We start from the raw sequence: 13,126 nt of genomic DNA on the forward strand, positions 1-13,126 counted from the left end.
ATATAGAAAAAACACCACGCTTTTCCTTTTCTGTCCAAAGTAAGTACAAATAGAGTCAATTTTATTACGAAAAAAAGGAGAATTTTCAAACCCTTTGTTAATCCAATGAAAGCAAAGTATAGGGACAATATAATTGAGATAAAATCATATAAAACATATAAAAACCGGCCGACGATACAAGTTAAACCGAAACTTTTAACCAGTTAAAGAATATTTTATGCAGCCTCTTCTACCAGGGGTTTTTCTGTTAAGAACTTTTTATTATGTATTTTTTGAAAATATAGGTAAAATAAAGAGAAAAGGGAGTGAGACATATGAGCATTGAAAATCCAAGTCGTAATGAAATTGGGACAATTTTAAAAAAGGCAAAAAGAATTGCAGTTGTTGGTTTGAGTGATAATCCTGAACGAACATCCTATCAAGTTTCAGCTGCTATGCAAAAAGCGGGTTATGACATTATTCCAGTGAATCCTACTGTCGATCAGGTTCTTGGTGTCAAGGCAGTTGCATCTCTGAAAGATATTGAAGGACATGTAGACATTGTTAATGTTTTTCGCAGGTCAGAACAATTGTTCGATGTAGCCAAAGAATTTGATGAGATTGATGCCGATGTATATTGGGCGCAGCTTGGACTAGAAAATGATGAGGCGTATGAGTTTTTAAAAAACAAGGGCTATACGGTTATTATGAACCGCTGCATTAAAGTCGAACATGCGTTAACAAAAGCATAATATTTACCATAAAACTGCTAATTATTAGCAGTTTTTTTCTTTCAATCCCCCAAAAAACGCTAGATAATATAATTACAAAAATATGTTGTTTCAAATTACGTATTTGCCAAATTAAAATAAATCGCTACAATATAGCATAGAAGCCGCAAGATTTATGATAAAATAAGAAGCGGCAAACATTGGTTCTATTTTAAAATATAAAAAGATAATAAAAAGATGACTAATCAATTAGTTCATGAAGCAATTAGAAGGATACTTCTTTTTGTAGGGAATGAAAGGGGTATTTTAGTGGCAAGGAATCAGCAAGTTTTTGATTATAATGATGATGCCATACAGGTACTAGAAGGTCTAGAGGCGGTTCGAAAGCGTCCAGGAATGTACATTGGCAGCACCGATTCACGCGGTCTTCATCACCTCGTTTATGAGATTGTCGACAATTCTGTCGATGAAGCACTTGGAGGATTTGGTGATCAAATCATTGTAAAAATACACAAAGATAATTCAATTAGTGTTAATGACCGAGGACGCGGCATGCCTACAGGTATGCACAAAATGGGGAAACCGACACCAGAGGTTATTTTAACAGTGCTTCATGCCGGCGGAAAGTTCGGCCAAGGCGGATATAAAACAAGCGGCGGTTTGCATGGTGTGGGTGCATCGGTAGTTAATGCATTATCTGAATGGTTAACTGTCACGATTAAAAGGGACGGTTTCGTATATGAACAGCGCTTTGAAAATGGGGGAAAGCCAGCAACCACTCTCGAAAAAATCGGCAAAACCAATCAAACGGGAACAACGATTCATTTTAAGCCAGATCCGACCATTTTTTCGACGACTACTTACAATTTCGAAACATTATGTGAGAGGTTACGAGAGTCAGCCTTCTTGCTAAAAGGATTGAAAATCGATATTATCGATGATCGTAATGATTTCCATGAAGTCTTTCATTATGAGAATGGGATTGAAGCCTTCGTTGCTTATTTAAATGAAGAAAAGGATGTCCTTCATCCGGTTATCAGCTTAGAAGGATCTCAGCATGGAATAGAAGTGGATTTTGCGTTTCAATTTAATGATGGCTATTCCGAAAATGTCCTCTCCTTTGTTAATAATGTCCGCACAAGAGATGGCGGTACCCATGAAGCAGGGGCAAAAACAGCAATGACCAGGGTATTTAACGATTATGCCCGCAAGGTTTCATTCCTAAAAGATAAAGACAAAAACCTTGATGGTGCAGATATCCGCGAAGGTTTATCGGCAATAATCTCCGTTCGAATCCCGGAAGAACTACTTCAGTTCGAAGGACAAACAAAGGGGAAATTAGGAACTAGTGAGGCTAGGTCAGCAGTCGATGCTGTTGTTTCTGAACATCTCTCCTACTTTCTTGAAGAGAACCCTGATATTAGCTCCCTTCTTATCAAAAAATCGATTAAAGCCTATCAAGCTCGAGAAGCTGCTAGAAAAGCGCGTGAGGATGCTAGAAGCGGTAAAAAACGGAAACGTTCGGATGCCGTTTTGTCTGGTAAACTAACACCTGCCCAATCACGTAATCCTCAAAGAAATGAACTATACCTGGTGGAGGGTGATTCCGCGGGAGGTTCCGCAAAACAAGGGCGTGACCGCCGCTTTCAAGCCGTACTTCCACTTAGAGGTAAAGTAATCAATACTGAAAAAGCAAAACTCTCTGACATTTTTAAAAATGAAGAAATCAATACGATCATCCATGCAATTGGCGGTGGGGTCGGTACGGATTTTAATGTAGAAGATATCAACTATGATAAAATTGTCATTATGACGGATGCTGATACCGATGGAGCACATATTCAGGTCTTATTACTTACCTTCTTTTATCGATATATGAAGCCGCTGCTAGAAGCAGGCAAAGTGTTTATTGCCCTCCCGCCGCTTTATAAAGTGAGTAAAGGGACAGGCAAAAAGGAAATTATCGAATATGCATGGAGTGATGATGAGCTCCAGGGTGCCCTGAAAAAAGTGGGCAGAGGCTATATTATTCAGCGTTATAAAGGACTTGGCGAAATGAATGCCGACCAGCTATGGGATACAACAATGGATCCAGAAACACGGACATTGATTCGTGTAAAAATCGATGATGTTGCACGAGCAGAACGCCGCGTTACAACCCTTATGGGCGACAAGGTTGAACCGCGCCGCAAGTGGATCGAAAGTAATGTAGCATTTGGTTTAGAAGAAGATGACACCATTTTAGAAAATGAAAATATTACGGTCTCCGAGGAGGATTCTGAAGGATGAGTACAAATGAAAAATTCCGTGACTTGCCTCTAGAAGATGTAATTGGTGATCGTTTTGGCAGATATAGTAAGTACATCATTCAAGAACGTGCCCTTCCGGATGCACGTGACGGCCTAAAGCCTGTTCAGCGAAGAATTCTTTATGCGATGCATGTGGAAGGAAATACGAACGATAAAGGATTTCGAAAATCAGCAAAAACCGTTGGTAATGTAATCGGTAACTACCACCCACACGGTGATACCTCTGTTTATGAGGCAATGGTGCGGATGAGTCAGGACTGGAAGGTTAGAAACGTCCTCGTTCAAATGCACGGAAACAACGGTAGCGTTGATGGTGATCCGCCGGCAGCTATGCGTTATACTGAAGCAAGGCTTTCAGCGATTGCTGCTGAATTAATGCGTGACATCGAAAAAAATACCGTTGAATTTATTCCAAACTTTGATGATACATCGAAAGAACCAACGGTCTTGCCAGCGATGTTCCCGAACCTTCTTGTCAATGGTTCGACAGGAATTTCAGCAGGTTACGCAACGGATATTCCCCCGCATCACCTTGGAGAAATCATTGACGGAGTAATCAAGAGAATGGATCAACCGGATGTATCTGTAGACGAACTGATGACCATCATTAAAGGGCCAGATTTTCCTACAGGCGGTATCATTCAAGGGATTGATGGGATTAGAAAAGCCTATGAAACTGGTAAAGGGAAAATTATCGTCCGGAGCAAAGCAGAAATAGAAGAGGTTCGTGGCGGTAAGCAGCAAATAGTCATTACCGAAATACCATATGAAGTCAATAAAGCCAATCTTGTTAAAAAAATGGATGAATTCCGTCTCGATCGAAAAGTAGAAGGAATTTCAGAGATCCGCGATGAAACGGACCGAACAGGCTTAAGAATAGTCATTGATTTAAAGAAAGATGCCGATGCAGAAGGTGTCTTGAACTATTTATACAAAAATAGTGATCTTCAAGTAACCTACAATTTTAATATGGTTGCCATCTATAAAAAACGTCCAAAATTAATGGGACTAAGAGAAATGCTGGACGCTTATATCGAACACCAAAAAGAAGTTGTGACAAGAAGGTCGCAATATGACCTTAATAAAGCGAAAGAGCGTCAGCATATCGTTGAAGGATTAATGAAAGCTTTATCCATCCTTGATGAAGTAATTGCCACCATCCGCGCATCCAAGGATAAACGCGATGCGAAAGATAATTTGATGGCAAAGTATGGTTTCACAGAGCTGCAAGCCGAAGCGATCGTTTCCTTACAGCTTTATCGCTTAACAAACACCGATATCACTGCACTGAGGCAGGAAGCGGAAGAATTAGCGAAGAAAATTGACGAGCTTACTAGTATTTTAGCAAGTGAGAAAACTCTTTTCTCTGTCATTAAAAAAGAATTAAAAGATGTGAAGAAACGTTTTGCAGATGCGCGTCGTTCTAAGATTGAAGCTGAAATCGAAGAATTGAAAATCAATCTTGAAGTTACCGTTCCTAGCGAAGACGTGATTGTAACGATCACAAAACAAGGGTATGTAAAACGGACGAGCCCACGTTCATATGCAGCTTCCAATGGCCAGGATTTAGCGATGAAAGATTCAGACCGTTTGTTAGCTCAGCTTGAAATGAATACAAAGGATGTCCTTCTCCTCTTCACGAATAAAGGAAATTATTTATTCTGCCCTGTTCATGAGCTTCCGGATATTCGTTGGAAAGACCTTGGACAGCATGTCGCGAATATTATTCCAATTGAACGTGAGGAAGAGATTATCCAAGCGATTCCGGTTAAAGACTTTGAGGCAAATCTATTCCTTGTCTTTGTCACGAAAAATGGCATGGTCAAGAAAACAGAGCTTAAACAATATAAAGCACAACGATATTCCAAACCGCTTGTTGGCATCAACCTCAAGGATGATGATCAAGTAACTGATGTTCATATAACAGATGGAACGGAAGAATTATTCTTAATCACCCACTTAGGTTACTCCTTATGGTTTCATGAAGAAGAAATCAGTATTGTCGGTGCACGTGCTGCCGGAGTTAAAGGGATGAATTTAAAGGATAACGATTTTGTCATTGGCGGAAAAATCATTCATCCAGATAGTAATGAAACGATCGTTATTACGACGCAGCGTGGAGCTGTGAAGAGGATGAAAATGAAAGAGTTTGAAAAAGCAACTCGAGCCAAGCGCGGAGTTGTCATTTTAAGAGAGCTTAAGTCAAATCCACACCGAATCACCGGATTTGTTATTGCTAATGAGCAGGATATTATTTATCTCCAAACGGAAAAAGGACATATCGAAACACTTCATACAGTAGATATTCACTTCAGTGACCGTTATTCGAATGGATCGTTTATACTTGATGAGGATGATAACGGCAAGGTAACCACTGTTTGGAAAGTAGCAGCACCTGAAAAACCAAATGAATAATTTTTTGTGGACTCTCTAAAAATAAGAGAGTCACTTTTTCATCTTTTTTCCAAAACTGGACATACTAACTAATAACAGAGTTGGGAGGGTTCATGGATGAAAAAAGAGATGCTTCTGGTGATTGCTTCGTTTTTTCTCATGTCACTTACTGCGATTACTGGGGTTTATGCAATTGAGGAAACTACAAAAACGGTCACCATAACAAAAGAACAAGAAGATATTACAGGAGACGAAAAGGAGGAAGAAATCCTTTTAAAGGGTGTTCCTTATCAGAAAGAAGATACATTTTTAGAGAAAATCTATATTGAAATTGCCGCCTCCAATGGAAAGACCTTTTCCTTCCCTTTGGAAAGTGGTGCAAAGGCGTCACTCCTGCTAGTGGACTTAAACCATGATGGAGTGAAGGATTTATTTGCAAGTGTGTTAACCGGAGAAAATGAGCGAATTGTTCATAACTACTCTTTTTCTATGAAGGATTTTGTCCATACGAATTTAGCCCTGCCTGAGCCGCTTGAAATGGATAGCCATTTTTTAAATGGGTATAAAGCTGAAATCAAACTTGCTAAAACAGGAAAATTCTATCGGTTTGATCTAAAGGACCGTCAAAAGTATTATAAAAAGCTCGGCCTTTATTATAAAGGAAAGATAAATGAGCCCACGGAGCTAACCGTAAACCCTTTTAGCAGTCTTCAACCGATACAATTAGAGGGCAATAAAGTGGGATTACTGGGGGAGCAAAGGGTTACTGGAATCGCAAATGCGGACCTTATTGCATTGGTTAAATCTACTTGGTTGTTAGAAAAAGGTCATTGGAAGCTCATCGGCACGGTGGTTAATAAAGAAATCAATAAATGATAGCTAAACACAGGATTCCCTGTGTTTTTTTTTGCAAAAATTTGACGGAATTTCCAGTCGGGAATATACTTATGTTTGCTTAACAAGCCAAATGATCTTTTTTATAAACTTAATAAATATATTTGTTCATACTTAGTTCATAAAAATAGGATAAAGTTACTCGTATGAATTATTGAAAACGGAGTTGAGAGATGTTGATCAAATTAACCAGATTTCTAAAACCATTTCAATTACCCATCTATTTGGTTTTAGGCCTAGTGCTTTTACAGTCATTGTCAGAACTTTATTTGCCAACGTTAATGGCTGACATTGTTGACAAGGGTGTAGTGACTGGTGATACCAACTACATTTGGAAAATCGGTGGTTTCATGCTGCTCGTCGCGGCGGGAGGGATGATTTGTTCCATTGCTGCGAGTTTCTACTCAGCAAAAGCAGCATCAGGGTTTGGAAAGCTATTGCGGAGCAAAATTTTCTCCCATGTAGGAAACTTTTCACTGCACGAGTTTGATAAACTTGGAACTGCTTCATTGATTACAAGAACTACCAACGATATTACTCAAATCCAGCAAGTATTAGTAATGATGTTACGAATGATGGCGATGGCACCGATGATGTGTATTGGCGGTATCATTATGGCCTATTCAAAGGATGCCAAGCTAACGTTAGTTCTTGCTGTCGCTTTGCCAATTCTCGTACTTGCGATCGTCATAATCGCAAGAAAAGGAATTCCACTATTTAAAGCAATGCAGGTAAAATTGGATAATCTCAATCGCGTTTTGCGAGAAAACTTAACTGGTATTCGTGTTATTCGCTCATTTAATCGAGTGGAGCATGAGAAGAAACGTTTTGATGAAGCCAACTGGGATTTAACCCAAACAGCTATTAAGGTAAATAAAATCATGGCTGCAATGATGCCAATTATGATGATTGTTCTTAACCTCTCAACTGTAGCGATTGTCTGGTTTGGCGGGCTTCGGATTAGCAATGGGCATATGCAGGTAGGTGATATGATGGCATTTATCCAATATGCTATGCAAATTATGTTCTCATTCATCATGCTATCCATGATGTTTGTGATGATACCAAGGGCATCGGTATCTGCTGTCCGAATTAACGAAGTGCTGGAGACGGTAGCCGATATTAAGGATCCATCTTCGTCGTTATCAGGGGAAGGCACAAAAGGGCACGTAGAATTTCAGGATGTTACCTTCAGTTATCCTGGAGCAGAAATGCCTGCAATTTCAAATATTTCTTTTTCTATGAAACCTGGTGAAGTAACAGCTATTATTGGGGGAACAGGCTCCGGAAAGTCGACACTGATTAACTTGATTCCGCGCTTTTATGATGTTGAAAGTGGTAAAGTTCTTGTCGACGGAATGGATGTAAGAGATATGACCCAAGAACAGCTTAGAGAAAAGATCGGGTTTGTCCCACAGCAATCAGTGCTATTTACAGGCACAATCACAGAGAACATTCGTTATGGGAAAGAGAATGCATCAACAGAAGAAGTCGAACATGCTGCCGAAATTGCCCAGGCGAAAGAATTCATTTCAAACATGCCAGAAGGTTTTGATGCGGTAATTGCCCAAGGGGGAACAAATGTTTCTGGTGGACAGAAACAGCGGTTATCCATCGCCCGAGCCCTCGTTCGGAAGCCTGAGATTTATATATTTGATGACAGCTTTTCCGCATTGGACTTTAAAACAGATGCCAAGCTGCGCGCTGCACTAAAAGGGGAAACTGGCAATTCAACGGTATTAATCGTGGCACAACGAGTAAGCACAATTATCGACGCCGATCAGATTATTGTGCTAGATAATGGCGAGGTTACTGGTATCGGTAAACATAAAGAATTGATGGAATCGAGTGCGATTTATCGTGAGATTGTGATGTCACAGCTGTCAGAGGAGGAAATCGCATGAGTAAGGAACCCAAAAATCAAGAATCTGGGGCGCGCAAACTTGGCCCTGGTGGTGGATTTGGACCGATGGGAATGGGCATGCCTGTCCAAAAAGCAAAGAATTTTAAAGGAACACTAAACAGATTAATCAGCTATTTGAAGCCCTATAAATTACAGCTTCTTTCCGTATTAATTACTGCCATTATCAGTACGATTTTTGCAATTGTCAGTCCTAAAATCATGGGGAAGGCAACCACAAAATTATTTGAAGGCTTAATGATGAAGCTCAGAGGGGTTCCTGGGGCTAAAATAGATTTTGAGTATATCGGTCAAATTATTATTTTACTAATAGGTCTTTATATATTGAGTGCGATTTTTGCCTATTTACAACAATATATCATGGCTGGCGTCGCACAAAAGACAGTTTATAATCTCCGTAAAGAAGTGGAAGAAAAGCTTAACAGGCTGCCGTTAAAATACTTTGATTCACGTACCCATGGGGAAATTCTAAGCCGAGCGGTCAATGATGTCGATAATATCAGCACAACCTTACAGCAAAGTTTAACCCAGTTGATTACCTCAGTGGTTACAATTATTGGGGTAATCATCATGATGCTATCAATCAGTCCATTGATGACATTGATCGTGATTGTGACACTGCCGCTAAGCGGTGTAGCGATTGCAAAAATCGCCAAAAAATCACAACTGTATTTTAAAGGCCAGCAAAAATCACTAGGCGAGCTAAATGGGCATGTAGAAGAAATGTATACAGGACATAAGGTAGTCAAAGTATTTGGCCATGAGCAGAAATCGATTGACAAATTTGAAGGAATTAATGAAACACTCTACCAATCAGCCTGGAAGGCACAGTTTGTTTCTGGAATGATTATGCCGCTTATGTCTTTTATCAATAATATTGGCTATGTCCTTGTATCAGTCGTTGGTGGAATCCTAGTCACTAAAAAAGCGATTGAAATTGGTGATATTCAGGCCTTTATCCAATATGCGCGGCAATTTTCTCAACCAATTGCACAAACAGCATCGATTGCCAACGTGATTCAATCAACTATCGCAAGTGCCGAACGTGTGTTTGAAATAATAGATGAAACTGAAGAGGTCCCAGAAGCGGTTGCTGAAAAAGTGATTTCTACTCCGAGGGGTGAAGTAACATTTGAACATGTTACTTTTGGCTACGAGGAAAATAAAATCTTAATCGAAGATATGCAAATTGATGTGAAATCTGGCCAGACGGTTGCGATCGTCGGACCAACAGGGGCTGGGAAGACAACACTTATTAATTTGTTAATGCGTTTCTACGAGATTAATTCCGGTCGAATTTTGATTGATGGCATTGACACGAGAGATTTAAAAAGGGAGCACCTAAGGAGTTTATTCGGTATGGTGTTACAGGATACCTGGCTGTTTAACAGTACGATTTTTGATAATATTGCATACGGAAGGGAAGGGGCAACAAAAGAGGAAGTGGTGGCATCGGCGCGAGCAGCCAATGCGGACCATTTTATCCGAACTCTTCCAGACGGTTATGATACGATATTGAACGAGGAAGCATCCAATATTTCTCAGGGCCAAAAGCAGCTGTTAACCATTGCCAGAGCGATACTCGCGAATCCAGCGATTCTCATACTTGATGAAGCAACAAGTAGTGTAGATACCCGGACAGAGGTACAAATTCAAAAAGCGATGAACCATTTAATGAAAGGGCGCACAAGCTTTGTTATAGCACACAGATTGTCGACGATTCGTGATGCAGATTTAATCCTTGTGATGAATAATGGCAGTGTGATTGAAAAAGGAAATCACGTCGAATTGCTTGAAAAAGGCGGCTTTTATGCAGATTTGTATAATAGTCAGTTTACTGGAAGCAATTCGATGAAAAATGTAGGATAAAAAAATGCGTTTGGAGAGCATATGAGCTTTCTGAACGCATTTTTAAATTTGCAGAGTGAAAAATATTAAAAATTTTATTCCGTCTCATTTTCTTAAGTATACTTTGTAATTGAGATTATTTCATTTTTTTGTTACATAATAATATTATGTAAACTGATAAAATAAAAAAATCAACTGCCTTTTTTACAGACAGTCATTATTAATCCAGTTGTTCTTTTGGCATATCCATTTTATCAACAGCAATTTTAAGATCATCATTCTTAATATGTGTGTAAATCATTGTAGTTTGGATCGATGAATGACCTAATTGACGTCTTAATTTTGGTACATCATTGATTTCAGCATGGTATCTGGTCGCAAACGAATGCCGCAGCTTATGTACGGATAATGATGGTTTACCAAATGCGGTGGCATATTTTTCAATTAATTTTTCAACAGATCTTCCCGTTAATCTTCGTGATTTTCCTTTTGGTCCAATGGGTGCAGAAATAAACAACGCCTTATTGGCTTTATCAACCTGGTACTTAGCAGTTCGAATCGACAGATATTCTTTCAAGTCAGCCATTGCAACCTGACTAAAGAAGACAAATTGTTCTTTATTACCTTTTCGAATAACTCGTACACAATATTTACTAAAATCGATATCGTCTAATTCAATTCCAACTAACTCCGAAAGGCGAAGACCGGATCCTAAGATTAATGACACAATCGCTGTATCACGCTCCTTATTTAATTGATAAAAGTTAGAGATTTTTTTGTTATCTTTGTTCATTTCGCCATAATCATTAGCAACAAAGAGGCGAAACTTCTCATATTCATCGCCAAGAAGGATTTTACCTTCCATTTTATTTGCTTTTGTTTCCATGCTGTCTTTTACTTCATTAAATTCAATTTTGGCCATGACATTTCGATTAATGTATGGCTTTAAATCGGGTGTTTCAGCAATGTTTTGCATGTAATTAAATAGTGATTTTAATGCAGATAATTTCCGATTTACGGTGAGTTCTTTGTTATTTAATTGATAATGGAGATAGTTTAAAAAACTTTCAACCTCTAAAACTGTCATTTGCTCCAGACGTTCCAAAGGAATATCTTTGACATTGCCAGACACTAATTGCTCGTTGGTCATCCAATTGAAGAAGATTTTATAATCATGGCAGTAATTATATAAGGAAGCCGTCGAAAGTTTTCTGAGTTTGTGGTTTATGTATTCATCAACATACCACGGTAATTCGTTAAGTATGATTTGCAATTTTTTATAATTTGTTAGTTTATCTTGATTTACCATAAAATCACCTCACTTCTATATTTTACATAATCGAGTTAATTACGTCAAATTTATATTTTACGTAATAATATAAAATGATGTTCAGGCACTTCAATTGTTTCATTCTATTGTTTTCTAGCCATAAGAACTTACCTTTCGATACGATAAATGTCCCTCCTCCTTACAAAAAAAGCTGGCGATCTCATGGATCTCCAACTCTCCTCTGCATCTGCTTGTTTCTCTGCATCAACATCCCACTGAGCTGCTTGATAGTTTGTTCCGGTGGTACTATAGTAAATCTCTAATTTTCATATTCTGGGTCAAGATAAATGAAAAGTCGCTGTATCTTGAAATCCCTTATTTCAAATACATTACAAAAGCGTCCTGCATGGGTCACTTTTGGACCACTACCACTCTCAAAATTTACATATACGAAATTAATATCTACCAATCCTTATCTTCTATTCTTTCTTTGTTCTGTTAAATCAATGGTAAGCTGTTTCATCCGTTACTTCGTCTCTTCTCTTCTATTCTAGTTCCATCAAATTATTCAATTAATAACTAGGTAACTTTATGTAACAGTAATAACTTTTTTAAATTTAGCTGTCAATTTATAAGTGTCAAATTCGTGAACGAAAAAGAACAGATTTTATTCTTTGGTAATTTTGTTCCAGTAAATACTTTATTTTAACAACTGATTTTGTTATTATTAATATATAGTTATTAATAATAACCAAGATACTATTATGAGGTGTTAATAGATGGATGCAGAAAATAAATTATGCAATAAAGTTGAAGAGTGCTACCATATTATGGGGAAGAAATGGATGGGTCTCATTATTCATACATTAATAAAGGAGCCAAAAAGATTCAGTGAAATTCATGCCTTCATTCCTGACTTAAGTAAAAGAGTATTAAATGAAAGGATGAAAGAACTCGAGGAAAATGGAATTGTGTTAAGAAATGTTATTGCTGACCGACCGGTACGGACCGAATATTCTTTAACCAAAAAAGGAACAGAACTCGGACGATCGCTCAAAGCTTTAGAGGAATGGGCAGATAAATGGTTATAAATTAAAAGACCCCTCTAATTTTCAGAGAGGTCTTTCATTGCATTTTAATACCTTTTCGTTATTCACCATAGCTTGAATCTAATTCGTGATATGTGCATAAGCTCTTCCTGCAAGTAATGCTGAAGTAACCATTACTGCTTCTGCAAGCTCTTCATTTGTACATCCAAGCTTCATGGCAGTTTTCGTATGGACATCTATACAATATGGGCATTGTGTAGCATGAGCAACTGCCACAGCAATAATCTCTTTAAACTTCCCACTCAACTTGCCGTCCTTCATCGCTGTTCTACTAAAAGTAGAATAACCTTTAAAGCCTTCAGGTGCAAATTTATTCAATTGACTAAGCTTTTTTAGATTTGAGCGTCTATAAAGTGAATCATCTGCTTCTGAATCCATCGCATTATGTATATGAGTACTATGAGTGACAACCCCACCTGCCTCTACTTCTACTCCTGCTACTACAAAGACCGCTTCTACTAATTCTTCTAGTGATGCACCTTCAGCTTTTGCACGACGTGTATGAGAATCAATTCAATAAGGACATTCCGATTCTTAGTTAAAAATCCACTATTTCTACAGGTAGACCTGTCCGTACGGATTGATAAATAGCTAATATGATTTTTAGTGGTTTTTGTCCCCATTCACAAGCGGTCTCTATCTCCTGAATGGAATTTATCATAGGTAACTCA

At 38.4% G+C, this 13,126-nt stretch carries 10 protein-coding genes; 7 read left to right on the plus strand and 3 right to left on the minus strand.

The genetic code is table 11. The features are described from left to right. Positions 1-314: 314 nt before the first annotated feature. From J7E66_RS23480 to J7E66_RS23505, 6 genes are all read left to right on the plus strand, one after another. Positions 315-731 carry a CoA-binding protein gene (locus tag J7E66_RS23480; RefSeq protein WP_215004287.1) on the plus strand — a complete coding sequence of 139 codons (417 nt, stop codon included), beginning with the start codon at positions 315-317 and terminating at the stop codon, positions 729-731. Between the two features lie 288 nt (positions 732-1,019). Then, positions 1,020-2,999 carry a DNA topoisomerase IV subunit B gene (gene parE / locus J7E66_RS23485; RefSeq protein ID WP_215004289.1) on the plus strand — a complete coding sequence of 660 codons (1,980 nt, stop codon included), beginning with the start codon at positions 1,020-1,022 and terminating at the stop codon, positions 2,997-2,999. Next, positions 2,996-5,434, plus strand: coding sequence for a DNA topoisomerase IV subunit A (parC, locus tag J7E66_RS23490; RefSeq protein WP_215004291.1), 2,439 nt, complete (start codon positions 2,996-2,998; stop codon positions 5,432-5,434). Before parE ends, parC begins: the two co-directional genes overlap by 4 nt. A gap of 96 nt (positions 5,435-5,530) precedes the next feature. Then, a complete protein-coding gene (locus J7E66_RS23495; RefSeq protein WP_215004292.1) occupies positions 5,531-6,289 on the plus strand; it encodes a hypothetical protein in 759 nt (252 codons plus the stop codon). 194 nt (positions 6,290-6,483) lie between these two features. Next, entirely contained in the window at positions 6,484-8,211 is a 1,728-nt protein-coding gene (locus tag J7E66_RS23500) for an ABC transporter ATP-binding protein (RefSeq protein WP_215004444.1), read from the plus strand. Beyond that, complete coding sequence (locus J7E66_RS23505) at positions 8,208-10,097, plus strand: ABC transporter ATP-binding protein (RefSeq protein WP_215004294.1); 1,890 nt, start codon at positions 8,208-8,210, stop codon at positions 10,095-10,097. The genes J7E66_RS23500 and J7E66_RS23505 overlap by 4 nt, the downstream gene beginning before the upstream one ends. Before the next feature lie 199 nt (positions 10,098-10,296). Here J7E66_RS23505 and xerS read toward each other — a convergent pair whose 3' ends face one another. Beyond that, entirely contained in the window at positions 10,297-11,385 is a 1,089-nt protein-coding gene (xerS, locus tag J7E66_RS23510) for a tyrosine recombinase XerS (protein WP_215004296.1), read from the minus strand. A gap of 740 nt (positions 11,386-12,125) precedes the next feature. On the opposite strand from xerS, the gene J7E66_RS23515 reads away from it, so the two are divergent. Continuing rightward, positions 12,126-12,437, plus strand: a complete 312-nt coding sequence (locus J7E66_RS23515) for a winged helix-turn-helix transcriptional regulator (RefSeq protein WP_215004298.1) — start codon at positions 12,126-12,128, stop codon at positions 12,435-12,437. Positions 12,438-12,515: 78 nt separating this feature from the next. Here the strand turns inward: J7E66_RS23515 and J7E66_RS32010 are convergent, their stop codons facing one another. Beyond that, positions 12,516-12,773 (minus strand): carboxymuconolactone decarboxylase family protein, encoded by a 258-nt coding sequence (locus tag J7E66_RS32010; protein WP_251033104.1) that lies wholly within the window; start codon positions 12,771-12,773, stop codon positions 12,516-12,518. Positions 12,774-12,993: 220 nt separating this feature from the next. Continuing rightward, complete coding sequence (locus J7E66_RS32400; protein ID WP_285289251.1) at positions 12,994-13,116, minus strand: hypothetical protein; 123 nt, start codon at positions 13,114-13,116, stop codon at positions 12,994-12,996. Positions 13,117-13,126 lie beyond the last annotated feature (10 nt).

Source organism: Bacillus sp. ISL-7, from assembly GCF_018613065.1.

Bases quoted from the DNA above. Each gene is read 5' to 3' on its own strand.
- J7E66_RS23480 (WP_215004287.1), top strand. From the start codon at position 315: ATGAGCATTGAAAATCCAAGTCGTAATGAAATTGGGACAATTTTAAAA.
- parC (WP_215004291.1), top strand. From the start codon at position 2,996: ATGAGTACAAATGAAAAATTCCGTGACTTGCCTCTAGAAGATGTAATT.
- J7E66_RS23495 (WP_215004292.1), top strand. From the start codon at position 5,531: ATGAAAAAAGAGATGCTTCTGGTGATTGCTTCGTTTTTTCTCATGTCA.
- J7E66_RS23505 (WP_215004294.1), top strand. From the start codon at position 8,208: ATGAGTAAGGAACCCAAAAATCAAGAATCTGGGGCGCGCAAACTTGGC.
- xerS (WP_215004296.1), bottom strand. From the start codon at position 11,385: ATGGTAAATCAAGATAAACTAACAAATTATAAAAAATTGCAAATCATA.
- J7E66_RS23515 (WP_215004298.1), top strand. From the start codon at position 12,126: ATGGATGCAGAAAATAAATTATGCAATAAAGTTGAAGAGTGCTACCAT.
- J7E66_RS32400 (WP_285289251.1), bottom strand. From the start codon at position 13,116: ATGATAAATTCCATTCAGGAGATAGAGACCGCTTGTGAATGGGGACAA.